Here is a 24881-nt window from a genome sequence, read left to right as displayed (position 1 = left end):
TCTTGGCGCGCGCTTTTTCCTACCATAACGGTACATCTCAAGCAGAGTCCTCAGTCTCATGAGCCAACCGATTCAGATCACCGAAAGCGGCCAGGAGTACCTGGCCGAGTTGCTGGCCAAACAGAACGTCGACGATATCGCCGTGCGCGTCTTTATTACCCAGCCCGGCACCCCCTATGCGGAGACTTGTCTCGCCTACTGTCGCCCTGGCGAGGAGGAGCCCAGCGACGAGCGGGTGGAGCTGGAGAAGTTCAGCGTCTATCTCGACAAGAACAGCGTGCCGTTCCTGGAAGAGGCCGTGGTCGATTTCAACGCGGACCGCATGGGCGGCCAGCTAACCATCAAGGCGCCCAATGCCAAGATGCCCAAGGTCAACGCCGACAGCCCGCTCGAGGATCGCGTCAACTACATCCTCTATAGCGAGATCAATCCTGGTCTGGCGTCCCATGGTGGCGAGATCCGCCTGATCCAGCTCACCGAAGAGCAGGTCGCGGTGCTGCAGTTCGGCGGCGGCTGCCAGGGCTGCGCGGCGGTCGATCTCACCCTCAAGGATGGCGTCGAGAAGACGCTGATGGAGCGAATTCCGGAGCTGGCCGGCATTCGCGACGTCACCGACCACACCGATACCACCAACGCCTACTACTGAGGCCGACCGGAGCTCGCAAGGCGGCACGCTTGCGACCCACGGTCTCCCGCGAAGAGCGCTCTTCGCGTTCCGGCGAGCGCCCGGCAAGCCGTCGGTCACGACCGGGTTTCAGCTTCTATCGCTGTAGCCGATAACCTGGATGACAGCAGCCTGTCCGTGCTGGCCAGGTTTGGCGGTGACGAGAGCGGAGGCGCCCATGCCCACGAAGCGGTTTCAGTTCGGTTGTCTGGCCTTGGCTTCGCTGCTCTGGTCGGTCCCGACATGGGCGAACTCGTCCATCGTGATCGGCACGGGGGGCATATCCGGTGTCTATCTCCCGACCGGGCGCGTCATCTGCCAGCTCTATCAGCAAGCGACCGGCGCTACCTGCCAGGCCCTGCCGACCGGTGGGTCGTTCTACAACACCAATAGCGTTCGTAATGGCGATCTGGATTTCGGTATCGTCCAGTCGGACATTCAGTACGCGGCCTTCGAGGGTATCGCCCAGTTCTACGACAACGGCCCGAGCCCCGATTTGAGAACCCTGTTCTCGTTGCATGCCGAGGCGTTCACGGTCGTTGCCGAGTCAGCCGACATCCACGAGTTCGACGACCTGCTGGGAAAGCGTGTCAACGTGGGTAACCCCGGATCCGGCCACCGTGCCACGCTGAACGCCTTGCTGGCGATCAAAGGCAAGACGGAAGGGGCCTTCGCCCTGGCCAGTGAACTGAAACCCGAGGACATGACCCGAGTCATGTGCAGTGGCAAGCTGGACGCGTTTTTCTACGTCGTCGGCCATCCCTCGCAGGCCATTGACGAGGCGACCCGACGTTGCGGTGCTCATCTGGTCGACGTCTCCGGACCCGATGTCGCCCATCTGATCGAAGCCGCGCCTTATTACAGTGTCACCGTCATCCCGGGCGGCACCTATGCCAACACACCCGATGACACGACGACCTTTGGCGTCAGGGCGACTTTGATGACACGTTCGGACGCCGATGACGACGATGTCTATCGACTGGTCAAGGCGGTGTTCGAGCATCTGGAGACGCTCCGTCGGTCGCATCCGTCACTGGCACGGTTGGCACCGGCCAGAATGGTCAGCGAGGGAATGACCGCGCCCCTGCATCCCGGAGCGCGGCGTTACTACGAAGAGGTGGGGCTGTTGCCGGCCGAGCACTGACCGGCGGGCGACATCAACTGGCAGTGGGGGGCAGGGCGGCGCGAGACAGCCTGTCGTGCAGTTCACGGTTGGCGGCACGGAGATTCTTGAGTTCGCTTTCCAGGCGCTGGCGCTCCTGCTGCATGGACTTGACTCGGTCGTCGCTGACGCGTTTCTCGCTTTCGGCCTGCTCCATGTGGACCTTGTCGGCGCGCAGGGACTCCTGGAGCTGGCCGTACTGACGGCGCTGCTCGGAAAGATCTTGCTGCAGGCGTTCGCAGCGTTGATCCAGCGACGCCAGGCGCTGCTCATACTGCTTTTCCTGCTTCAAGCGCTCCTGACGAGCATCCTCCAGCAGTCCCATCAACCGCGATTCGGCGGACTCGTGGCGTTTCTCTTCCTGGGCGAGCTTGGTCTGGTTGGCCTGGTGCTGCTTGGCCATGGCGTCACGATGCTGCTGTTCCGCTTGCTCCAGACTGGACTGATGGCGCTGGCAGGTCTGCTCGAGCTGGACGATACGCTTCTGTTGCTGACTCTGGGCAGATTGCAGCGACTGCAGTTCCGCCTGGAGATGCGCGGCTTCGGTGGTCTTGTTCTCGAGACGCTCCTGGACGCGGAGCATGTGCTCGTTGAGCGCCTGCAGTCGCTGTTCGGCATCCTCGCACTGACGCCTTGCCTGATGGCTGGCGTCGTCGGCCTCGCGGATCTGCTCGTCGGCTTCCTGGCGGTAGACGGCCAATTTCTCGTAGGCGGCCTGCTGCGCCTTGTCCCAGATATCGGCGACCCAGGCATCGAGGCCCTCGGGGCGCTCGAGGTTGCGCGGAATGGCCTGTACCGAGTCTCCGCTCTGGCGCAGTCTCCATTCGCGCAGATGGTCGCTGATGGTGGTGTAGCTGCCGGTACCGAGAAATTCCCGGACCTTCTGGACGCTGATCGCTTCTCCACGCTGCTGGAGTGTATCGATCGCGCGACAGACGTCATCGTAGCGGATGCCATTACGTGCCATGTCTGGTTCCCTTGCGTTGCCAATGATTCCGGAGCTTCTGGTGGCTCCTGTTATCCAGCATAGGCGATTTACGTAAGGTGTATACGTAAAAATCTGTATGTAATGAAAGGAATCAGACGCTGGGGATCGAATTGTGCAACCCCTATAATGCGAACCAGAGACTAGGAGACGCTAATGAGTATTGAGCAGGCCCAGGCCGAGCTGCTGGATGAGTTCTCGATCTTCGACAACTGGATGGATCGCTATCAGTACATCATCGATATGGGACGCCAGTTGCCGGAGTATCCGGAAGAAGACAAGGTGGCGAATTACAAGATCGAAGGCTGTCAGTCCAACGTCTGGCTGCGCGCCACGGAAGAAGCGGGGCGGTTGCGATTCCGCGCGACGTCGGATGCCGCCATCGTCAGCGGGCTGATCGCGATCCTGATGCGGATCTACGACAATCGCGAACCCGACGAAATTCTGAACGAGGAACCCAGATTTCTGGCAGAGCTGGGACTGGACAAGCACCTGTCGCCGACACGCAGCAATGGTCTGCATGCCATGATCGAAAGCATCTACGCCATTGCCCGCGAGACTCGGGGCAGCCGCTCGGTTCACTGATCGGGCGGCCCGGCTCCCATTTCTACTCCTGGTGGTCAGCCTGGTGACATGGGCATTTCCGGTGATGGGGGTCGGGCACCGGGTCGACGCCACCGGGATGAAAAGGGTGGCATTTGAGCAGGCGGCGAATGGCCAGCCACATCCCGCGCCAGGGTCCATGCAGGTTGATGGCCTCCAGCGCGTAGTTCGAGCAGGTCGGCCAGAATCGGCAGCGTGGTCCGATCAGCGGGCTGATGCCATAGCGGTAGAGTTGAATCAGCCCGATAACAAGCCAGGTGGCTATCTTGGCGATCACGATGGGCCTCAGCGTTTCTGGCCGTAGAGCGTTTCCGGTGAGATCAGGGGATTGCTGTCGACTTCACCGAACTCCGGGGTCAGGCGCAGATAGAAGCAGTGACGTCGACCGGTATGACAGGCGGGGCCCGACTGATCCACCTTCAGCAGTAAGGTGTCGCCATCGCAGTCGAGGCGGGCCTCGACAAGATGCTGTTGCTGGCCCGATGTCTCGCCCTTGCGCCAGAACGCCTGCCGGGAGCGGGACCAGTAACAGACGCGTCCGGTAGCCAGTGTCTCCTCCAGCGCCGCACGATTCATCCACGCCATCATCAGGACCTCGCCGCTATCGTGCTGCTGCGCGATGGCGGGCATCAGTCCGTCGGCGTTCCACCTGGCTGCCGTGAGTAGCTCGCCGATAGCGACGCGAGCGCCAGATGAGGAGCGCTCGAGATCGTGAAAAAGGCCGGACATGGGTGTCACCGTAGGTTGAAAGTCAGTCAGACGAGGCTGAATCGCTCTCGAGGCAGGCATCGCAAGCACCGAGCAGCTCGATGGTCTGGCGCTGGATCGTGAATCCTCGCTCCCTTGCGGTCCGCGACAGCATCTCGCCGACGACTTCCTGATGAAGCTCTTCGACACGGCCGCAGTGCCGGCAGATCAACAGCTGGAAGCGATGCACGTGTTCGGGACACGGGCAGGCGATATAGGCATTGAGCGATTCGATTCGATGAACCAGGCCTTGCTCGATCAGGAAGTCCAGCGCCCGATAGACGGTCGGTGGGCGCGCGGAAGCGTGCTCGTCCGATAGTCGGTCGAGCAGATCGTAGGCTTTCAGGCCTCCCGGCGTGCTGGATATCATCTCCAGTACGCGGCGGCGAATCGGCGTAAAACGGACGCCGCGTTCCTGACACTGTTGATCTGCCTGTCTCAGCAGCACATCCGAATCGAGCATCGAATTTCCCGTTATCATCGACAGCAGCACATTCTACGCGCTCGCGTGGCGGGGAGCCACCGGGGAGGCCGGCTGGCAGGGCCTTGGCAGTCGTCGCCGCCATGTCGAGATAGGGTATTTAACATAATATATATTATGCGAATAAGGATAATGTGCCATGACGCGCACTTGCACGACGAAAACTCTGAGATCGCCATCGAGTTGGGCTACGCTGATCGAGATGGTCAAAAACGGACCGCGACGCTCTGCGACAAATCGCCACACAGGCGGAGAGTTTCCCGCCTTCCTCTGATCAGAAGCCAAATTTTCGGTACAATGCCGACCGCGAAATCCCTACTTCGTTGGCGACGTCGGATGCTCAGTGCGCCATTGCGCGTCGTGTCAGAGTTGTCAGCCCTGGCTAGCGGCGTATGATGCATGCCGCTAACCGATTGTTGCAGCGCCGAAAAGCTTTCCTCCACTGGGGTCGTGAGATGAGAAAAAGGAACTCCCTCAAGTATTTGAGCGTGATGACGTGGCTAACCACGCCACTGCTGTTGAGTGGTTGTGGATCAGCACTCATGGATCCATCCGGCCAGATCGGCCAGGGTCTGAAGTCGTTGATCATCACGGCCTTTGGCTTGATGTTGATCGTGGTAATCCCGGTCATCGTGATGACCATCCTGTTTGCGTGGAAGTATCGCGGGACCAATCTCGCGGCCAAATACACGCCGAACTGGGAACACTCGAATATCATCGAGGTATTTGTCTGGGCAATTCCGTGCGTCATCATCTTCTTCCTCGCCATCCTGACATGGCAGACGTCGCACTCCTTCGACCCACACAAGCCCATCGCCAGCGAAGATGAAACCATGACCGTCGATGCGATCTCGCTCGACTGGAAATGGCTGTTCATCTATCCCGATGAAGGTATCGCCACGATCAACGAGCTGGCCATTCCGGTGGGCACTCCGATCCACTTCCGGGTCACCTCGGGTACGGTCATGAACTCTTTCATGATTCCGAACCTCGGAAGCCAGATCTACGCCATGGCCGGCATGGACAACGACGTCTATCTGGAAGGCAACGAAGTGGGCACCTTCCGTGGTCGTTCGACACACTACAGCGGCGAAGGTTTCTCGGAGATGCTCTTCGACGCCCACGTGACGTCGGATGCGGATTTTCAGGCGTGGGTCGACAAGGTCAAGCAGTCTCCTGACACCATGATGTTTCCGGAAGACTACGAGCAGGTTGCCAAACCCTCCATTGCCAACCCGGTGGAGTACTTCTCGCAGGTCTCGCCCGACTTTTACGGCGATCTGATCAAAAGTTATAAAGCTGGTCACGGCGGTCCCGATAGCCATGGCGAGCACAACGAAGCACGGGAGTCTTCAATGCCCATGAGTGCGCAGGCAGCGGAGTAACGTCATGTTCGGAAAACTCAGTTTAGATTCGATTCCATACCATGAGCCGATCATCATGGTCACCGCAGCGGTCATTGGTATCGTTGGTGCCCTGGTCGTCGGTCTGATTACCTACTATCGCAAGTGGGGCTATCTCTGGACCGAGTGGGTCACGTCCATCGATCACAAGAAGATCGGTGTGATGTACTTCCTGGTCGCGCTGGTGATGCTGATCCGCGGCTTCGCCGACGCCATCATGATGCGATCCCAGCAAGCCCTCGCGGCCGGCGGTGCCGAAGGGTTCCTGCCGCCCCACCACTATGATCAGATCTTCACCGCTCACGGTGTGATCATGATCTTCTTCGTCGCCATGCCCATGGTCATCGGCCTGATGAACCTGGTCGTGCCGCTGCAGATCGGTGCCCGCGACGTCGCCTTCCCGTTCATGAACAACCTGAGCTTCTGGCTGTTCGCGGCGGGCATGATCCTGGTCAACGTGTCGCTGGTCGTCGGCGAATTCGCCAAGACCGGGTGGCTGGCGTATGCCCCACTATCGGAGCTGCAATACAGTCCGGACGTCGGCGTCGATTACTGGATATGGGCGTTACAGCTATCGGGGATCGGGACGACGCTGACGGGTATCAACTTCTTCGTCACCATTCTCAAGATGCGCACCCAGGGCATGACGCTGTTTCGCATGCCGATCTTTACCTGGACGGCGCTTTGCACCAACGTCCTGATCATCCTGTCGTTCCCTATCCTGACCGCCACCATCGCCATGCTGACCCTGGATCGCTATCTGGGCATGCACTTCTTTACCAATGACATGGGCGGTAGCCAGATGATGTACGTCAACCTCATCTGGGCCTGGGGACATCCGGAAGTCTATATCCTGATCCTGCCGGCTTTCGGCGTCTTCTCCGAGGTCATCGCGACCTTCACCAAGAAGCGCCTGTTCGGCTACAAGACCATGGTCTGGGCGACCGCCGCGATCACCGTGCTCTCTTTCATCGTCTGGCTGCACCACTTCTTCACCATGGGCGCTGGCGCCAACGTCAATGCCTTCTTCGGCATCATGACGATGATCATCGCCATCCCGACCGGGGTGAAGATCTTCAACTGGCTGTTCACGATGTATCGTGGTCGTATCCAGTTCACCACACCGGTGCTGTGGACGATCGGCTTCATCATCACCTTTACCCTGGGTGGCATGACCGGCGTCATGCTGGCGGTACCGGGTGCGAACTTCGTGCTGCACAACAGCCTGTTCGTCATCGCCCACTTCCATAACGTCATCATCGGCGGCGTGGTCTTCGGCATGATGGCCGGCTTCACCTACTGGTTCCCGAAAGCGTTCGGCTTCACGCTGAGCGAGAAATGGGGCAAGCGCTCCTTCTGGTGCTGGCTGGTCGGCTTCTACCTGGCCTTCATGCCGCTCTACGCGCTGAGCTTCTTCGGTGCCATGCGTCGCATGCAGTCCTACGAGCAGACCGAGTGGCAGCCGCTGATGATCGTTGCCTGGTTCGGCGCCGTGGTCATCGCCATGGGTATCGCCTGCATCGTGATCCAGCTGATCGTCAGTATCCGCGACCGTGAGAAAAATCGCGATCTGACCGGTGACCCGTGGGATGGTCGCACGCTGGAGTGGTCGACCTCCTCCCCGCCCCCGAACTACAACTTCGCCTATCTGCCCAAGGTCGATTCCATCGACAGCTACTGGGAGATGAAGCAGCAGCCGGGTGGCTTCAAACGGGAGCTCGCGACCAAGTTCGAGGACGTTCACATGCCCAAGAACACCGCGGAAGGTCCGATCCTGTCACTGTTCAGCCTATTCTTCGGCTTCGCGCTGATCTGGCACATCTGGTGGCTGGTCGGCCTGGGCGCGATCGGCATGTTCGTGACGTTCATGTTCCGTATCTTCAACAAGGATACCGACTACCACGTCAGCGCTGCCGAGGTCGAAAAGACCGAGCGTGAATACCACAAACGGTTGGAGATGCAGGCTTAATCATGGCAACCGACACACTCAAGCAGCACGACGCTCATGCCCACGACGGGCATGAGCACCACGACGCCGGTGCAATGAAGGTCTTCGGGTTCTGGATCTACCTGATGAGCGACCTGGTGATCTTCGGCACCCTGTTCGCGACCTTCGGCGTGCTGGCCACGGCCACCGCCGGCGGCCCCACGTCCCAGGAAATCTTCGAACTGCCCTTCGTGCTGGTCGAAACCTTCCTGCTGTTGATCAGTAGTTTCACCTTCGGTCTGGCAGTCCTGGCTCAGAACGCCGGCGATCGCGGTGCCGTACTCAAGTGGCTCGCCGTCACTTTCCTGCTCGGCTTCGGCTTCGTCGCGATGGAGGTGTACGAGTTCCATCACCTCATCGCCCAGGGCCACGGTCCGGATCGCAGCGCCTTCCTGTCGGCCTTCTTCACGCTGGTCGGCACCCACGGCCTGCACGTGACGTTCGGTCTGATCTGGATCGCGATCATGTTCTTCCAGATCTCCAGGCAGGGTCTGGACAGCGTGACCAAGCCACGCATGCTGTGCCTCAGCCTGTTCTGGCACTTTCTGGACATCGTCTGGATCTGTGTCTTCTCGTTCGTCTACCTGATGGGAGCCATGTGATATGAGCGACATTCATACCTCGCACGACGGCGCCAGTCACGGCAGCTACAAGTCCTATACCATTGGGCTGGTTCTCTCGATCGTGCTGACGCTGATTGCGTTCGGTGTCGTCATGACCGGCAGCTTCAGCCTTCCGGTCATGATGGTGACGGTGGTGGTCACCGCCGTGATCCAGGTGCTGGTGCAGCTGATTCTCTTCATGCACCTGAACACCAAGGCCGAAGGTGGCTGGAACGTGATTTCCTTCGTGTTCACCATCGGCATCTTGACGCTGATCGTTGGTGGTTCGCTTTGGATCATGCACAACATCCACGTCAACATGATGCTGGGCTAGCCTGCAAATGGCCTTGAAGCCCTATTTGCTGCTTACCAAGCCCGGCATCATCTTCGGCAATCTCGTCACAGTCATCGGCGGCTACTTTCTGGCCGCCGGTGGCCGTTTCGAACCGTGGCTGTTTCTGGCGGCAGTGCTTGGCACATCGCTCGTGGTCGCTTCGGGTTGCGTCTTCAACAACGTGATCGATCGCGATATCGACGGGCATATGGCCAGGACGCAGTCCCGCGCCATGGTGACCGGCGAGATATCGATACCGATTGCCCTGCTGCTCGGAGGCTTGCTGGGTTTCGCCGGATTCGGCTTGCTGGCATGGATGACGACCCCTTTGGCGACCGGATTCGCTGCCTTCGGGTTCGCCATCTACGTCGGTGCGTATAGCCTCTATCTCAAACGACACTCGGTCTATAGCACCCTGATCGGAAGTCTCTCCGGCGCCTCGCCGCCGGTGATCGGTTATTGCGCAGTGACGGGGCAGTTCGATCTGGGCGCCCTGCTGCTGCTGATCATCTTCAGCATGTGGCAGATGCCGCACTCCTATGCGATCGCCATTTTCCGCTTCGACGACTACGCGTCGGCGTCGATTCCGGTTCTGCCGGTGAAATGCGGCATCGCCGTGGCCAAGCGACATATCGTGATCTATACGGCACTGTTCGTGGTCGCGTCGGTGATGCTTTCGGTATCCGGCTACACTGGCTGGGCATACGCCATCGTCGCCGTCGCCGTCGGGGCGTACTGGTTCGGCATTACCCTCAAGGGATATCGCGCCACCAATGATGGAGCCTGGGCTCGCAAGGTGTTCGGTATCTCGATCCTGGTGGTGACGGCCCTTAGCGTGATGATGTCCGTGGACAGCCGCGTGCCGATGACCGAGTCGCTGGTTTCGTTCGCCTTGCGTTGACGAGGCAGTCTCGAGCCAAAAAAAAGACCGCCTCGGCGGTCTTTTTTCTTCTGCGGGTGCGCAGGCGCACCGACCTGCTGTCGATGTCAGTCGTCGGCCGGCGCGTAGGAACCGTCTTCGCGATGGACTTCGCGGCCGGTGAGTGCCGGGCTGAAGACGCAAGCCACGGTCATGCCCTTCTCCTTGCCACGCAGCCAATGCTCGTCGTGCTGATCCAGCAGGTACATGTCGCCGGCCTTGATCTTGTGGATCTTGCCATCGGCAATGGTTTCCACCTCACCCTCACCTTCGTAGCAGAACACCGCCTCGATGTGATTCTTGTAGTGAATGTGGGTTTCCGTACCCGGATGAATACGAGTGATATTGAACGAGAAACCGCAATTGTCGTCGGCCAGCATCAGCCGAGTGCTGTCCCAGTTACCGTTTTCCGCCTTGACGAAACGATCGGTTTTCCGGCATTCCTCGAGATTACGTACGATCATCGATAACAACTCCTTGGTGAGTGACTGCTGCTGAAAAAATGGGAGAGCGGCCCACAGGCCGCTCGAGACCGTCGATAATCGAGACTCAGGCGAAAGCTTCTCTGGCACTGCGCTCCAGGATGTCCAGGCCTTCCAACAGATCCTCGTCGGTGATGACCAGCGGGCAGAGGCACTTGATGACCTGCCCGTCCTGGCCAGCGGTCTCGATGACCAGACCATTTTCGAAGGCTTTCGCCGTGATCTTGTCGGCGATGTCGCCATCGCCCACATCGATACCGCGCATCAGACCGCGACCACGCTCGCTCGCGGGGTAGCCCATCTCGGTCAATGAGGCGGCGATTCGGGCAAACCGCTCCTCGACGATGCGGCCTTTACGCTGGACGTCACGCTCGAACTTGTCGTCGCTCCAGAAGTGGCGCAGCGCCGCGGCAGCCGTCACGAACGCCATGTTGAAGCCACGGAAGGTGCCGTTGTATTGACCTGGCTTCCACTTGTCCAGTTCCGGGCGCATCAGCACGTGCGCGAACGGCAGGCCGTAGGCGGACAGCGATTTCGAGTTGGTGATGATGTCGGGCACGATGCCGGCATGCTCGAAGCTGAAGAACTTGCCGGTACGGCCGCATCCCGCCTGGATATCATCGACGATCAGCAGGATATCGTGGGCCCGGCAGATGCTCTCGAGGCGTTTCAGCCAGTCCAGGCCGGCCGGATTGATGCCGCCCTCGCCCTGGACCGTCTCGATGATCACGCCAGCGGGCACGTCCAGCCCACCCGACTTGTCGCCCAGCAGTTTCTCGAAATAGTCGAGCGTGTCGGTGCCTTCACCGAGATAGCCGTCGAACGGCATGAAGCTGGCGCCCTGAGTCGGGATGCCGCCGGTCGCTTCGCGGAACTTGCGATTTCCCGTGGTTGCCAGCGCTCCCATGGTGACGCCATGGAAGCCGTTGGTGAAGGTGACGATGTTGTGACGACCCTTGGCGACACGAGCCAGTCGGATGGCCGCCTCGACCGCATTGGTACCCGTGGGGCCAGGCAGGTGGACCTTGTAGTCCAGGCCGCGCGGCTTGAAGATCACCTCTTCCAGGGTTTCCAGATAGTCGCGTTTGGCTGCGGTCCACATGTCGAGGCCGTGGACGATGCCATTCGACGTGATGTACTCGACCAGCGCTTGCTGGAGTTTCGGATGGTTGTGGCCGTAGTTCAGCGTGCCGGCGCCGGCGAGAAAATCGATGTACTCGCGGCCATCTTCCGCGGTCAACCGTGCGCCCTGCGCCTTGGTGAAGACGATGGGAAAGGAGCGAGAATAGGTCCGGACTTCGGATTCCATGCGTTCGAGAATCTGGGTCTGCATACAACCTCCCTGGTTGGCGATAAGTGATAAGGCGTGGATCGCGATCCGCCCTAGATGCGTTGCGGGTCGAACGGGCCGATTCGGACGAGATTCTCCGGATCGTGCTCGCCGCCCAGTTGATCGGTCGAAAAATATTCGCGGCTGATGAGCGGCGCCTGCCAGCGGTCCGCAAGACGCCTGAACAATCCCCACGAGGCCTGGTTGTCGGGGGTGATCGTGGTCTCCAGATGATTCAGGCTGGCGAGTTCCGGGCGGGTCAGCACGGCTTCGACGAGGCGCCGCGCCAGGCCGGTCCCGCGTGCCTTCTCGCCCACCGCGACCTGCCACAGGAAGTAGATGTCGGGTGCGGCAGCCTTGACGTAGCCGGAAACGAACCCAACGATTTCGCCCTCTTCCGTCGTGGCGACGGCACAGCTGTCACGGAACTGGGTCGCGAGCAGCAGATAGGCGTATCCGGAATTGACATCCAGTGGCGGGCAAGCCTTCACCAGTTCATAGATTCCCCACCCGTCTTCCGTCGTGGGTTTGCGAATGAACAGGGGCATGTCTGGCTTGCCCACGACGGCATCGGCAACCGTCGGTCGTGCCAGATCTGCCGATGGGGTGAACGCCGGGTTGGGATTGGTCATCGTCATCATCATTATGGCGAAAGTGGGAACAAGGATAACAGCGTGCCGGAGATGCTTCAAACGGCAGGTTATTTTCCAGCGCTGAATCAATAAATATTATTTATACGGGTGGCTCTAGCCTTCTGGCTATTGAGTCTAGACGAGAAGCGAAAAAAAGGTGTGGCAAAGCGGGAAACTCTGGAAGCGCGACCGAAAGACGGCCCTTCGCTGAGAACGGTACGAGCGCGAGCGATAGAAGAGGTGCGGAAAAGCGGGTTCCGGTGCCACCATTGGGGGAGCGACCGGCAGACGGTCCTGGCGTGAAACGACAATGACCGCCTCAGCGGCGGTCATTGAAAGGCAGCCGATTCGAGGCGATCAGCGTCGCGTGACGCTTCGCATGGTGACGAACTCCTCCGCCGCGGTCGGGTGAATACCCACCGTGACATCGAAGTCTGCCTTGGTCAGGCGGGCGCGCACGGCAATCGCGATACCTTGAATGGTCTCCCCTGCCTCGTCGCCAACCATATGGGCCCCGACGACGCGATCGCTGGCGTCATCGACCACCAGCTTCATCAGGCAACGCTCGTCACTGCCGGAGAGCGTATGCTTCATCGGGCGAAAATCGGCGCTGTAGACGCGAATCGCATCGAACCGGGCCCGAGCCTCCTCTTCCGAGAGACCGACGGTACCGATGTTGGGATGGCAGAACACCGCTGTCGCGATATTCTCGTAGTCGAGCGGCGGCGGCGTCTTGTCACCGAAATGGTGTTGAACCAGGTGCATCGCTTCTGCCAGCGCGACGGGCGTCAACTCGGGACCTCCGGTGACGTCTCCCAGCGCGAGGATCGAGGGTACGGAGGACTCGAAACGCTCGTTGACCTTGAGCGTGCCGTCGGTGTCGAGCTGGACACCGAGCGCTTCCAGTCCCAGACCTTCGAGATGCGGACGGCGACCCGTGGCGGCCAGCACCGCATCCACCTCGAGCCGGTCGCCGTTGGTCAATGTCACTTCGAGTCCGCCCTCGACCTGGCGAATGCGTTCGATGTTGGTCTCGAAGTGCAGGTTGACGCCTTTTTTCGCCATCTCGTCACGGGTGAATTCGCGCACCTCCTGGTCGAATCCCCGCAGGAACAGCTCGCCGCGATAGATCAGGTGGGTGTCCGCCCCCAGCCCGTTGAAGATACTGGCGAACTCGACGGCGATATAGCCACCGCCCAATACCAGGAAGCGTCGAGGGAAGCTGTCGAGATCGAACACCTGGTTGGAGTTGACGGTGAGTTCGCTTCCTTCGAACTCCGGTGTCCACGGCCAGCCGCCGACCGCGACCAGTATCTTCTCGGCGGTGATACGCTCGCCGTTGACCTCGACGGCGTTGGTGTCGACGACCTTGGCGCGACCGTTGATGAGCTTGACGCCGGCGCCGTCCAGCAAGCGGCCGTAGATGCCGTTGAGACGCTTGATTTCTTCGATCTTGTTGTCGCGCAGCGTGGCCCAGTCGAACTGCGGTGATGCGGGAATCGTCCAGCCGAAACCGTGGCTATCCTCGAAGGCGTCGTGGAAATGCGCAGCGTAGGAGTAAAGCTTCTTCGGTACGCAACCCACGTTGACACAGGTGCCGCCGAGATAGCGGTCCTCGGCAACGGCAACCCTGGCGCCGGTCGCTGCCGCCGTACGCGCAGCGCGGACGCCCCCCGACCCGGCTCCTATCACGAAAAGGTCGTAATCGTAATTCGCCACTGTGAGACTCCTGGAGAAAATGTTGGGGCGATCATACCAGCCCGGCGTCGACGTCGGAAAAGCCCAAGGCTATCGGTGTGATATAGAAAATGCTTTGGTGCCATGGGGCTGGCGTTCGCGTGGTCGACCGGGTGACTTCGAAAATGGCGACGGATGGCCTAGAATCGCTGATTCGATCGCGAACCAGTGGTTCGTCCACCCCCACTATCAGGTCACCGTCATGAACGATATCCAGACTCTTCTCGAGCAGAACCGCCACTGGGCCGACGGGATTCAGCTGCGCGATCCAAACTTTTTCGCTCGACTCTCTCAACAGCAGAATCCCGACTATCTCTGGATCGGTTGCTCCGACAGCCGAGTCCCCGCCAATCAGATCGTGGATCTGCCACCCGGCGAGGTGTTCGTTCACCGCAATGTCGCCAACCTGATCTATCACAATGACATGAATGCGCTGTCGGTCATCCAGTTCGCCGTCGACGTGCTCAAGGTCAAGCACATCATGGTCGTGGGACATTACGGCTGTGGCGGCGTCAAGGCAGCCATCACCGGTGGCGAGCATGGTATCGTCGACTACTGGCTCAACAGCGTCAGCGAACTCTACCAGCAGCTCGGGCCGGAGATGGAACCGCTCTCGCTGGACGAGCAGGTCGACCGTCTGTGCGAGCACAACGTGCGGCTTCAGGTCGCCAACTTGTGCCGCACCAAGATCATCCAGCGGGCGTGGGAGCGAGAGCAGCCGTTGTCGGTGCATGGCTGGGTCTACGGGCTCAAGGATGGCCGCGTCAACGACCTGGGTTGCACCGTATCCCGTGCCGATCAGACCGGGACCATCCGGATCCAGCCGACCATTCCCGCACAGGGCTGACCGCACCTCGTCAGGCCGGCGCGGCGCGGCGTTCACTGCCGCTATTCATCGAGTGAATGGCGCGTAACAACATTTCGATTGGGCTGGCCGACCATTCATCAGTAAGGTGGTGATCGGCAGGCTCGGCTTCAGCCCGATCGATCCGGTAACGACGTTCAATAACAATAGCGGAACCCGCAATGCGTCTCACAACGTTCCTGCTCGGCCTGATGGTCGGGGGGCTGCTGATGCCTCTCTCGACGGGGGCCGCGCTGGCTGACGACAGCCCCATCACGCTCAGGGTCGCCTACGATACCGACCCGGTTTCGCTGGACATCCACGAACAGCTCTCCATCGGCATGCTTCAGCTGTCGCACCTGGCCTTCGACCCGCTGGTTCGCTGGAATCGCGAGCTCGATTTCGAGCCTCGCCTCGCCACCCGCTGGGAGCAGCTCGACGATACGACGATGCGCTTCCATCTACGCCACGGCGTCACCTTCCACAGCGGCAATGCGTTCACCGCCAGGGATGTCGTCTGGACGCTGCGCCGGCTGCAGCGGAGCCCGGACTTCCGGGCCATCTTCGCGCCGATAAGCCGGGTAGAAGCCGTGGACGCATTCACCGTGGACCTGGAAACGCGTCAGCCCTACCCGCTATTGCTCAACCTTGCGACCTATATCTTCCCGATGGACAGCCAGTTCTATTCCGGCACCTCGGGCGGAGGTCTCGACAAGAGCGATATCGTCAAGAACGGCAATTCATTCGCCTCGGGCCACCTCTCGGGCACCGGTCCCTTCGAGGTCGTGAAACGCCAGCCCGGCGCCAGGATCGAGTTCGAGCGGTTCCCGAACTACTGGGACACCGACTCCCCCGGCAATGTCGAGCGCCTGGTGATGACGCCCATCGCCGAGAACGCCACCCGCGTCGCCGCCTTGCTCTCCGGCGACGTCGATTTCATCTCCCCGGTCCCGTTCAATGCGGTCCAGCGGCTTCGTCACGCCGAAGGGGTCAAGCTGGTCACCATGCCCGGCACCCGCATCACCATGCTGCAGCTCAACGAGCAGCGGGTAGCGGCCTTCCGCGACCGGCGCGTGCGCCTGGCTTTCGCCTACGCGGTCAACCAGACCGCCATTGCCGAGCGCCTGCTGAAGGGGTTCGCGACCCCCGCGGCCCAGATGTCACCCCAGGGATACGAGGGCCATGTTCCGACGCTGATCCCGCGCCACGATCTCGCCAGGGCTCGCGAGCTGATGCGCGAAGCCGGTTATGGCGATGGATTCTCGGTTACCCTGATGGCGCCCAACAACCGCTACGTCAACGATGCCCAGACCGCCCAGGTGGCGCTGGCGATCGCCGCGATGCTGGCCAAGATCAATGTCACCGTCGAGTTCGAGACCCTGCCCAAGAACCAGTACTGGGCCGAGTACGACAACCGCGCGGCCGACATGATGATGATGGGGTGGTATTCGGATACCGGCGACTCCGCCAACTTTTTCGAGTACCTGACCTTCTGTCCCGACGCCGAGACCGGCGCGGGCCAGTACAATGCCAGCGAATACTGCAATCCACGGATCGATGCGCTGGTGAAGCGGGCAAACCTCACCATGCGGCCGGCGGCGCGAGCCCGGCTACTGCAGCAGGCCGAGCAGGAGATTCATGACGACGCCCCGTTTATCCCCCTGTACTGGCAGAATCTCGCCTGGGCGGCGGCCGATCGCGTCGAGATCGCCCCGGTGCTCAACGTGATGAACATGCCTTACCTGGGTGACGTGGTGGTCCAGCCCCGATGATATTCTTCCTGATGCGTCGGCTGTTGCAGGCCGTGGCGGTGATGTTCGTCATCAGCGTGATCGGATTCGCCATTCAGGACGGGTTGGGAGATCCCGTTCGGCAGCTACTGGGGCCGACGGCGACCGATGCCGAGTCCACGGCGCTGCGGCACTCGCTCGGCCTGGATCGGCCGCTGTGGATGCAGTACCTGGATTTCGCCGGCGACGCCGTGAAGTTGAACTTCGGCGACTCCTATTTCTTCCATGAGCCTGCGCTCGATGTCATCGCACGCTACCTCCCGGCCACGCTGGAGCTGGTTGCCGCCAGTGCGATGATCACCCTGCTACTGTCGGTGCCGGTGGGCATCTTCTGCGCGATCCGGCCTCGCAGCTGGCTGTCACGGGGGCTGATGGGGCTATCGCTGATCGGTATCTCGGTGCCGGTCTTCCTGAGCGCCATGGTGCTGATCCAGCTCTTCTCGATCGGCATCCAGGTGACGCTGTTCCCCACCGGCACCGGCTGGGGGCAGTGGCTCAACCAGTTGCTCTCCATCCAGGGCGGGATGCCTGCCTACGGCCGTGGCAACCCCGTCCACGTCTGGGGTGTCTGGTACACCAACTTCGCCTCGTGGCAGGGCCTTCTCTATCTGCTGCTTCCCGCCCTCTCCCTGGCGTTCGTCATGCTGCCGCTGTTCGTCCGTCTCATTCATGCCGAGATGCTGGAGGTGCTGGAGTCGGATTACGTGAAGTACGCCAGGGCCAGAGGCTTGCGACCGTCACGGATCTACTTCCTGCACGCGCTCAAGAACACCCTCTTGCCCGTGGTAACCCTCGGCGGGGTCCAGATCGGTACGCTGGTCGCCTATACCCTGCTGACGGAGACCGTGTTCCAGTGGCCCGGCGCCGGTCTGATGTTCCTCGATGCCATCGAACGGGCCGACATGCCGCTGATCGTCGCCTACCTGATGGTGGTCGGGCTGATATTCGTGGTGACCAATACCCTCGTCGACCTGCTCTACCGGGGCCTGAATCCACGGGTAACGCTGAGCGGGAGGGCGGCATGAGTTTCGAGAATGGCTCCCCATCCACCGCATGGCGCCGCTTTCGCGACTCCTATTTCCTCTACCGGCTGCAGCGAGACCGGCGTGCCCAGATCTGTCTGCTGCTGTTCGGGTTGCTGATGATCGGACTGCTGCTGACCCCGTGGATCGCCCCGAGCAATCCCTACGACCTGGCCCAGATCAACCTGCTCGATTCCGAGCTGCCCCCGTTCTGGATCGCCGGCAGCGAGCCTGGCCACCCGCTGGGTACCGATGCCCAGGGGCGGGATCTGCTGTCGACCATGCTGTACGGCGCTCGCGTCTCGCTGGCGATCGGCTTCGGGGCGGTGCTCGTCCAGTCCCTGCTGGGGACGGTGCTGGGGCTGCTCGCCGGTTATCGAGGAGGCGTCGTCGACGCTTTGCTGATGCGGCTGGCCGATATCCAGCTATCGTTCTCGACCCTGATGATGGCCATCGTGGTCGGTGCCGTGGTCAAGGCGGCCTTCGGCGGCGCATTCTACGGCGACTATGGCGTCGCGATCCTGATCACGATCATCGGCCTGAGCGAGTGGCCGCAGTATGCCCGCACGGTGAGGGCCAGCGTGCTGGCGGAGAAGCGCAAGGAGTACGTCGAGGCGGCCCGAGTCCTAGGCTTCTCCAGCTACCGCATCATGTGGCGGCACATTCTGCCCAATACCCTGTCGCCGATCCTGGTGCTCTCCACGGTCCAGATCGCCAACGCCATCATGGCCGAAGCGGCGCTGTCGTTCCTGGGCCTGGGCATGCCCGAGACCAAGCCCTCATTGGGGTCGCTGATCAAGTCCGGGTTCGACTACCTGCAGTCAGGCTCCTGGTGGATCACGCTGCTGCCCGGTCTGTTTCTGGTGCTGCTGGTGCTGGTCGTCAACCTGCTGGGGGACTGGTTGCGCGATACGATGAATCCCCGTCTCTACAAGGGTTAATGGCATGGCGCTGCTGGAAGTGGAGCATCTCGATGTGCGTTTCCCGTTGAGGCACGGCGAGATTCGCGCGGTACGCGACGTGAGCTTCGCGCTGGATCGCGGCGAGCGGCTGGGGATCGTGGGCGAATCCGGCGCCGGCAAGTCGGTGCTCGCCTTCAGTCTGCTGAGGCTGCTCTCCCGCCCGGGCCGCATCGCCCGGGGCCGGGTTCGCTTCGAGGGGCATGAACTGACCCGGCTGTCCGATCGCCAGCTGCGCCGGATCCGGGGCAACCGGGTGGCGATGATCTTCCAGGATCCGCTGACGACGCTCAATCCGGTGCTGACCATCGGCCAGCAGATGATCGAGAGCCTGAAGGCGCATCGGCGGATCTCCTCCCGCCGCGCCAGGAGCGTGGCCCTGCAAAAGCTGCGCCAGGTCCAGGTGTCGTCTCCCGAGCAGCGCCTGGCGCAGTATCCGCACCAGCTGTCCGGTGGCCTCTGCCAGCGGATCGTCATCGCCATCGCCCTGCTGCTCGACCCCGACATCATCATTGCCGACGAACCCACCACCGCGCTCGATGTCACCATCCAGGCGGAGATCATCGCCCTGCTCAAGCACCTGTGCGAGAAGCACAACGTCGGTCTGATCGTGATCTCCCATGACCTGGGGGTCATCGGCCGGCTGACACAGCGGCTGCTGGTGATGTACGCGGGCCGCATCGTCGAGCAGGGGCCGACCCGGGCGATCATCAACGACGCCCAGCACCCCTACACCCAGGGCTTGATCAACGCCCTGCCCCAGATGGCACTGCCACGGCAGCCGCTGGCCCAGATCCCCGGCAACATGCCGAGTCTCTCCCAGGTGCCGGCGGGATGCGCCTTCCATCCACGCTGTCGCTACCGCCTCACGCCCCAGGGCCAGCCTCGCCGGGATTGCAGCGAGCGGGTCCCCGAGGCCGTCGTCTCCGGCGAGAGCCAGGTCGCCTGCCACTGGGTGCGGGAACTGATCGCTACCCTGCCCATCGAGGAGGAGACGATATGACGCCGGCCGATTCGCTGCAGACGCTGGGTCGTGCCGCCGATGCGCCGACGCCGCTGCTCAGGGTCGAAGGGCTCAGCAAGCGCTTCGCGCTGCATCCGGAACGCCTGTTGCCGTGGCGGTTCGACAAGCGCTCCCGCGCCTGGCGGCGTCAGCGAATTCATGCGGTCAACGGTGTCGATCTGGAGATTCAGCGTGGCGATGCGCTCTGCGTGGTGGGCGAATCGGGATGTGGCAAGTCGACCCTGGCGCGTCTGATCGCGGGACTGCTCTCCCCCTGCAGCGGCGAAGTGCATTACGACGGCCAGCGTGTCGATCATCTGACGGCGAATCAGTGGCGACCCTACCGTCGGCGCTTGCAGATGATCTTTCAGAACCCCTTCGCCTCGCTCAATCCTCGTCTGACGGTACGCCAGACGCTCGAGGAGCCCATTCGCCTTCACCATACCGACTGGTCGCGCGCCCGGGTGCGCGACGGCGCCGATGCGCTGATGGCCGACGTGGGGATCGACCTCGGCTGGAGCGAGCGCTTTGCGCACGAGTTCTCCGGCGGCCAGCGACAGCGTATCGCCATCGCCCGGGCCCTTAGCGTGAACCCGGAGTTCATCATTGCCGACGAGCCCGTCTCCGCCCTGGACGTCTCCGTGCAGGCCCAGATCCTGAACCTGCTCATGGACGCCCAGGCGGAACGTCGCCTGACCTATCTGTTGATCACCCACGATCTGGCGGTCGTCGAACACTTTGCCACCCGAGTCGCGGTGATGTACCTGGGCACGATCTGCGAGCTGGCGGACGCCGACACGCTGTTCGCCAATCCTCGTCACCCCTACTCCCGAGCGCTATTGGCGGCGAGCCCCAGGCTGCGGGATGGCCAGGTTCAGACGATGCGCCTGAACGGTGAGACCTCGATGCCGATCGAGCCGCCGAGCGGTTGTGTGTTTCGCGCCCGCTGTCCGCACGCCAACAGCCGCTGTCAGCGCGAGCGTCCATCGCCGCGGACACTCGCCGAGGGCCATCGGATCGCCTGCCATGCCGTCGAGGAGGGACGCATCTGATGGCAGTCACCAATAGGCGACCCCGGGCCCATCGGGTAGGCTGTCCCGGGTCGACGCCACGCTACGCCAACTCGCCGCCCGGTGCCTCGCAACAGCAGGATCCACGATAGAGAAAGCCATGGAACTACGTTGGCTAGAGGATTTCATCGTCCTGGCCGAAACGCGTCATTTCTCCCGCGCTGCCGATCAGCAGAACGTCACCCAGCCGACCTTCTCGCGACGCATCAAACTGCTCGAGGAGTCGATGGGGACCACGCTGATCAACCGCCAGACTCTGCCGCTCAGCCTGACTCCGGCCGGCGAGGAGTTCCTGATCCTGTGCCAGCAGATCACCGAGCGGGTGCGAGTGACGCGGGAGCGACTGAAGAACCTCGGCCATGAAGACGCCCGCCGCATCAAGCTCGCTGCGCCACAGAGCCTGGTCACGCATTTCGTCCCGGGCTGGCTGGAGGCCCACGCCCTTCATGCCCAGGTGGAGCCCTACCTGCGAGCCACGAGCTGGCTGGTCGGGGAGTATTTTCAGGCGCTCGAACGCGGCGAGGTGGATCTGGCACTGTGCTACTGGCCGGAGAGTCGCACGGCGCTGGAACTCGACCTCGGGGGCGTGCGCTATCTCGAGATCGGCGAAGAGCGCCTGGTGCCCGTCAGCCTGGCCAATCTCGATGGTCAACCGCGCTTCATGCTGCCGGGCAGCAAGCGTGAGCCGGTGCCGCACATCGCCTATCACCCCAGTGGCCTGATCGCGGCGGCGCTACACGCCCATTGGGGACGTTCCCGTCAGGAAGTCCACCTGGCCACGCTCAACGAAAACATCCAGACATCCAACATTCGCGAACTGGTGCAGCAGGGCTATGGGCTCGGATGGTTACCCTGGCGCACCGTTCGCCACCTGCTCGAAGCCGGCGAACTGACCCGGGCCGGCGATCAGCGCTGGGACGTGCCGCTGTCGCTGCGCCTCTATTTTCGTCACGATAGCCGTCACCCCTCACTGCCGGGGCTGCTGCAGCAGCTCGCCACCGGCTCGACGACAACGTCAACGACAGGACACGCGCCATGAGCTCTCAAACCGCTAGCGCCGAGACACGCCAACGCGCCCATCTGGAACGCCTGGAGGCTGCCTATGCCAGCATCCTGGCCACTCAGGGGTTCGACGCCGTGCTCATCTACAGCGGCCATGCCGGCGTTCATTTTGCCGACGATCAGGAGACCTCTTTCAGGAGCTATGGACACTTCGTCCACTGGACCGGTGCGAGCCACCACCAGCATGACTGGTTGTTGATCCAGCCGGGCAGCATGCCCCGCTGGTATTACTACGCCCCGGCGGACTTCTGGCATCTCCCCACGCCGGCGCCGACGGGCGTGCTGGCGCAGATGATGACGCTGGAGCCGTTGCGTGACACCGGCTGGCCGCCGCCGCGCCAGATCTCCGCACGGCGACTGGCGGTGATCGGCGACCTGGATGCCTCGGCGATGCCTCTGGGCGCCGAACTCAACCCACCGGGGCTGCTGGCGGCACTGGACGAACTCCGCATGCGCAAGGACGATCACGAACGTCATTGCCTGTTCGTCGCCAACCAGTGGGCCCTGGCGGGCCACGAGGCGGCCCGCGCCGCCTTCGCCGATGGCGCCGGCGAACTCGACATCCAGCTCGCCTACCTCGCCGCGACCCGTCAGCGCGAATTCCAGGTTCCCTACCAGAACATCATCGGCATCAATCACCATGCCGGTACCCTTCACTATCAGCACTACGACCTGGAAGCGCCCGAGGTGCCGCGGTCGCTGCTGGTCGACGCAGGACATGCCCATGCCGGTTACGCGGCGGACATCACCCGTACCTGGGCATCCGCCCACGCCGACCCGCTATTCGAGCGCCTCCTCGAGGGCGTCATCGACTATCAACAGCGACTCATTGCCCGCCTCGCCCCGGGCCTGTCGTTCGTCGATCTGCATCGGGAAATGCACCGCCATCTGGCCGAGCTGCTGGTGGAGACTCGGCTGGTTAAGCTCAGCGCCGAGGCCGCGGTAGCGTGCGGCCTGACCCGGGCGTTCTGCCCCCATGGGCTGGGGCACAGCCTGGGAATTCAGGTTCACGACGTGGCTGGGCGCCAGCGCGATGACCGGGGAACGCCGCTACCACCGCCGGCGGAGGACCCAGCCCTGCGCCTGACACGAACGCTCGATGCCGGCATGGTCGTGACCATCGAGCCCGGACTCTACGTGATCCCGATGCTGCTGGAGCCGTTCCGGCACGGCGCCCAGCGCGACGCGGTCGACTGGGCGGCCATCGATCGCCTGCAAGATCATGGCGGCATCCGTATCGAGGACAACGTGATCATCACTACCGATGGTCACGACAACCTGACCCAGGGCACATCCGTCGTCGAGGGCTGAGCTCGCCATGGCAAGCACGATCGTAGCGGCCGACTTCCGGGCGCCGGCGGGATTGCGCAACGCCCACGTTCAGACGCTGCTGCCCCGGCTCCTGCCCGGGCGGAAGCTGGCGCGAGAGACCGAAATCGTCGATCTGCCGGATGGCGATTTCGTGGAGCTGGCCTGGGCCCGGCCGGCCCCGTCGCGAGCCGATGCGCCGATATTCCTGCTGTTTCACGGCCTGGAGGGATCCTTCGACTCCCCCTATGCCCGCGAGCTTCTCCACGCGGCGGCGGCAATGGGATGGCGCGCCGTGCTGATGCATTTTCGCGGCTGCGGACAGACGCCCAATCGACTGCCGCGGGCCTACCATTCAGGTGATACCGCCGATGCGTACTGGATCGTGGGGCAACTGGCACAGCGCTATCCCCAGGCGCTGATGGTGGCCGCCGGCGTTTCGCTGGGTGCCAACATGTTGTTGAAACTGGTTGCCGAACAGGGGGGCGACAGCCTGCCGCTGGCGGGGGCCATCGCGATCAATGCGCCGCTGGATCTGGCGGCGAGCGCGGACACCCTCAACCGCGGCATCTCCCGCGTCTATCAACGCTATCTGCTGCGCCAGCTCAAGCACAAGGTGCTGACCCGGCTACAGACGACGCCGCTGCCGCTCAAGATCAACGCGGGCCAGATTCGTCGGCTGAACAGTTTCTGGGCCTACGACAATGACGTTACCGCCCCGCTGCATGGATTCCGTTCCGCGAGCGACTACTATCGTCGGGCATCGGCTGGCCCGCTGCTGGGTGAGATCGAGCTGCCGACATTGATCCTGCATGCGGCAGACGACCCATTCATGCCGGGGGATCTGTTCTCGCGGCTGCCGCCACCCTCGCCATCGGTCCGGGTCGAGATCGCCCGTCATGGCGGGCATGTCGGTTACGTGGAGCGACGCGGTGGACGCCTTCGCTCCTGGCTGACGCGCCGCATCGAGCAACAGCTGCGACAGTGGGCGCCACGCCAACTCGAGCGAGCGACGCCTTCTCACCTGCCCCATCCGTAGAGCCGGTGGACAGCGGCGCCGGAGGGCGGCTGTTGGAGGATGGCGCCCGGCTCCCGGTCAAGCCGGGATCGGGCAGGTGACGCCAGTTCCCTTCAAGCCACAATAGCCGTTGGGATTCTTGGCCAGATACTGCTGATGATACTCCTCGGCATAATAGAACGTCTCCAGCGGGCGGATCTCGGTGGTGATCGTTCCGAGCCCCTGCGACCGCAGCGCTGCCTGGTACTCGTCTCGGCTCTGCTCCGCCGTCGCTCGCTGCGACTCGTTGGTGGTGTAGATCGCCGAACGGTACTGGGTGCCGAGATCGTTGCCCTGACGCATCCCCTGGGTCGGATCATGGGCTTCCCAGAACGTGCCCAGCAGCGACTCGAGGGTGATCCGTGCCGGGTCGTAGACGACCATCACGACCTCGGCATGCCCGGTCTTCCCGGTACAGGTCTCTTCGTAGGTCGGATTGGGCGTGATCCCGCCGGCATAACCCACCGCCGTGACGGTCACGCCATCCAACTCCCAGAACAGCCGCTCGGCGCCCCAGAAGCACCCGAGTCCCAGCACGATCTGTTCGGTGCCGGCCGGGAAAGGCGGCAGCATCGAGACGCCAGTGAGCAGATGTTCTCCACGGATCTCGAGGGGGGTGTCGCGGCCCGGCAGCGCCGTCTCCGCGGTCGGCAGTGAATCGGAACGTCGTTGAAACATGGCTTGCCTCCGGATGATCG

At 62.3% G+C, this 24881-nt stretch carries 26 protein-coding genes; 17 read left to right on the top strand and 9 right to left on the bottom strand.

Annotated features, from left to right (window positions below):
• The first annotated feature begins 58 nt into the window (after positions 1-58).
• A complete protein-coding gene (gene nfuA / locus DOM45_RS09170) occupies positions 59-646 on the top strand; it encodes a Fe-S biogenesis protein NfuA (protein WP_110599700.1) in 588 nt (195 codons plus the stop codon).
• A gap of 196 nt (positions 647-842) precedes the next feature.
• Positions 843-1808 carry a TAXI family TRAP transporter solute-binding subunit gene (locus tag DOM45_RS09165; RefSeq protein ID WP_157958379.1) on the top strand — a complete coding sequence of 322 codons (966 nt, stop codon included), beginning with the start codon at positions 843-845 and terminating at the stop codon, positions 1806-1808.
• Between the two features lie 13 nt (positions 1809-1821).
• Here DOM45_RS09165 and DOM45_RS09160 read toward each other — a convergent pair whose 3' ends face one another.
• A complete protein-coding gene (locus DOM45_RS09160; protein ID WP_110599696.1) occupies positions 1822-2793 on the bottom strand; it encodes a DNA-binding protein in 972 nt (323 codons plus the stop codon).
• 174 nt (positions 2794-2967) lie between these two features.
• Between DOM45_RS09160 and DOM45_RS09155 the strand changes: the two genes are divergently transcribed.
• Positions 2968-3396 carry a SufE family protein gene (locus DOM45_RS09155; RefSeq protein ID WP_110599694.1) on the top strand — a complete coding sequence of 143 codons (429 nt, stop codon included), beginning with the start codon at positions 2968-2970 and terminating at the stop codon, positions 3394-3396.
• Positions 3397-3418: 22 nt separating this feature from the next.
• Here the strand turns inward: DOM45_RS09155 and yidD are convergent, their stop codons facing one another.
• Genes yidD through DOM45_RS09140 form a run of 3 tightly spaced genes read right to left on the bottom strand, consistent with a single transcriptional unit; the run spans position 3419 to position 4624 of the window.
• Positions 3419-3691, bottom strand: a complete 273-nt coding sequence (gene yidD / locus DOM45_RS09150; protein ID WP_425353330.1) for a membrane protein insertion efficiency factor YidD — start codon at positions 3689-3691, stop codon at positions 3419-3421.
• Between the two features lie 8 nt (positions 3692-3699).
• Positions 3700-4143 carry a phosphoribosyl-AMP cyclohydrolase gene (gene hisI / locus DOM45_RS09145; protein ID WP_110599692.1) on the bottom strand — a complete coding sequence of 148 codons (444 nt, stop codon included), beginning with the start codon at positions 4141-4143 and terminating at the stop codon, positions 3700-3702.
• A gap of 22 nt (positions 4144-4165) precedes the next feature.
• Positions 4166-4624, bottom strand: coding sequence for a transcriptional repressor (locus DOM45_RS09140; protein WP_110599690.1), 459 nt, complete (start codon positions 4622-4624; stop codon positions 4166-4168).
• A gap of 413 nt (positions 4625-5037) precedes the next feature.
• Between DOM45_RS09140 and cyoA the strand changes: the two genes are divergently transcribed.
• The 5 genes from cyoA to cyoE are packed head-to-tail and all read left to right on the top strand — an operon-like array spanning position 5038 to position 9869.
• Complete coding sequence (gene cyoA / locus DOM45_RS09135; RefSeq protein ID WP_342588719.1) at positions 5038-6027, top strand: ubiquinol oxidase subunit II; 990 nt, start codon at positions 5038-5040, stop codon at positions 6025-6027.
• A 4-nt stretch (positions 6028-6031) separates the two neighbouring features.
• Positions 6032-8014 (top strand): cytochrome o ubiquinol oxidase subunit I, encoded by a 1983-nt coding sequence (cyoB, locus tag DOM45_RS09130; RefSeq protein ID WP_110599686.1) that lies wholly within the window; start codon positions 6032-6034, stop codon positions 8012-8014.
• 2 nt (positions 8015-8016) lie between these two features.
• Complete coding sequence (cyoC, locus tag DOM45_RS09125; RefSeq protein ID WP_110599684.1) at positions 8017-8634, top strand: cytochrome o ubiquinol oxidase subunit III; 618 nt, start codon at positions 8017-8019, stop codon at positions 8632-8634.
• A gap of 1 nt (position 8635) precedes the next feature.
• Complete coding sequence (gene cyoD / locus DOM45_RS09120; protein WP_110599682.1) at positions 8636-8968, top strand: cytochrome o ubiquinol oxidase subunit IV; 333 nt, start codon at positions 8636-8638, stop codon at positions 8966-8968.
• A gap of 7 nt (positions 8969-8975) precedes the next feature.
• Positions 8976-9869 carry a heme o synthase gene (gene cyoE / locus DOM45_RS09115; protein WP_110599680.1) on the top strand — a complete coding sequence of 298 codons (894 nt, stop codon included), beginning with the start codon at positions 8976-8978 and terminating at the stop codon, positions 9867-9869.
• A gap of 86 nt (positions 9870-9955) precedes the next feature.
• On the opposite strand, the gene DOM45_RS09110 is transcribed toward cyoE, so the two are convergent.
• The 4 genes from DOM45_RS09110 to gorA all read right to left on the bottom strand — a co-directional run bounded on the left by DOM45_RS09110 (position 9956) and on the right by gorA (position 14050).
• Positions 9956-10351: an ectoine synthase gene (locus DOM45_RS09110; RefSeq protein ID WP_110599678.1), complete on the bottom strand. Its 396-nt coding sequence runs from the start codon at positions 10349-10351 to the stop codon at positions 9956-9958.
• An 85-nt stretch (positions 10352-10436) separates the two neighbouring features.
• Positions 10437-11702: a diaminobutyrate--2-oxoglutarate transaminase gene (gene ectB / locus DOM45_RS09105; protein ID WP_110599676.1), complete on the bottom strand. Its 1266-nt coding sequence runs from the start codon at positions 11700-11702 to the stop codon at positions 10437-10439.
• Positions 11703-11752: 50 nt separating this feature from the next.
• Positions 11753-12331 (bottom strand): diaminobutyrate acetyltransferase, encoded by a 579-nt coding sequence (gene ectA, locus DOM45_RS09100; RefSeq protein ID WP_110599674.1) that lies wholly within the window; start codon positions 12329-12331, stop codon positions 11753-11755.
• A gap of 357 nt (positions 12332-12688) precedes the next feature.
• Positions 12689-14050 (bottom strand): glutathione-disulfide reductase, encoded by a 1362-nt coding sequence (gene gorA / locus DOM45_RS09095; RefSeq protein ID WP_110599672.1) that lies wholly within the window; start codon positions 14048-14050, stop codon positions 12689-12691.
• A gap of 220 nt (positions 14051-14270) precedes the next feature.
• Between gorA and DOM45_RS09090 the strand changes: the two genes are divergently transcribed.
• The 9 genes from DOM45_RS09090 to DOM45_RS09050 all read left to right on the top strand — a co-directional run bounded on the left by DOM45_RS09090 (position 14271) and on the right by DOM45_RS09050 (position 24165).
• Positions 14271-14915, top strand: a complete 645-nt coding sequence (locus tag DOM45_RS09090; protein WP_110600451.1) for a carbonic anhydrase — start codon at positions 14271-14273, stop codon at positions 14913-14915.
• Between the two features lie 179 nt (positions 14916-15094).
• A complete protein-coding gene (locus DOM45_RS09085; protein WP_110599670.1) occupies positions 15095-16684 on the top strand; it encodes an ABC transporter substrate-binding protein in 1590 nt (529 codons plus the stop codon).
• On the top strand, positions 16681-17727 hold the full coding sequence (locus tag DOM45_RS09080) for an ABC transporter permease (protein ID WP_110599668.1): 1047 nt from the start codon (positions 16681-16683) through the stop codon (positions 17725-17727). Before DOM45_RS09085 ends, DOM45_RS09080 begins: the two co-directional genes overlap by 4 nt.
• On the top strand, positions 17724-18665 hold the full coding sequence (locus DOM45_RS09075) for an ABC transporter permease (RefSeq protein WP_110599666.1): 942 nt from the start codon (positions 17724-17726) through the stop codon (positions 18663-18665). The genes DOM45_RS09080 and DOM45_RS09075 overlap by 4 nt, the downstream gene beginning before the upstream one ends.
• A 4-nt stretch (positions 18666-18669) precedes the next feature.
• Positions 18670-19686, top strand: coding sequence for an ABC transporter ATP-binding protein (locus DOM45_RS09070; protein WP_110599664.1), 1017 nt, complete (start codon positions 18670-18672; stop codon positions 19684-19686).
• A complete protein-coding gene (locus DOM45_RS09065) occupies positions 19683-20738 on the top strand; it encodes an ABC transporter ATP-binding protein (RefSeq protein WP_110599662.1) in 1056 nt (351 codons plus the stop codon). Before DOM45_RS09070 ends, DOM45_RS09065 begins: the two co-directional genes overlap by 4 nt.
• A gap of 118 nt (positions 20739-20856) precedes the next feature.
• Positions 20857-21795, top strand: a complete 939-nt coding sequence (locus DOM45_RS09060; protein WP_110599660.1) for a LysR family transcriptional regulator — start codon at positions 20857-20859, stop codon at positions 21793-21795.
• Positions 21792-23129 (top strand): Xaa-Pro dipeptidase, encoded by a 1338-nt coding sequence (pepQ, locus tag DOM45_RS09055; protein WP_110599658.1) that lies wholly within the window; start codon positions 21792-21794, stop codon positions 23127-23129. Before DOM45_RS09060 ends, pepQ begins: the two co-directional genes overlap by 4 nt.
• 7 nt (positions 23130-23136) lie before the next feature.
• Entirely contained in the window at positions 23137-24165 is a 1029-nt protein-coding gene (locus tag DOM45_RS09050) for a hydrolase (protein ID WP_110599656.1), read from the top strand.
• Positions 24166-24222: 57 nt separating this feature from the next.
• Here the strand turns inward: DOM45_RS09050 and msrA are convergent, their stop codons facing one another.
• Positions 24223-24861 carry a peptide-methionine (S)-S-oxide reductase MsrA gene (gene msrA / locus DOM45_RS09045; protein ID WP_110599654.1) on the bottom strand — a complete coding sequence of 213 codons (639 nt, stop codon included), beginning with the start codon at positions 24859-24861 and terminating at the stop codon, positions 24223-24225.
• Positions 24862-24881: the final 20 nt, after the last annotated feature.

Origin of the sequence: Salinicola lusitanus, assembly GCF_003206045.1 — a bacterium.
GTDB classification, from domain to species: domain Bacteria; phylum Pseudomonadota; class Gammaproteobacteria; order Pseudomonadales; family Halomonadaceae; genus Salinicola; species Salinicola lusitanus.
This window is presented reverse-complemented; position numbering and strand designations above follow the sequence as displayed.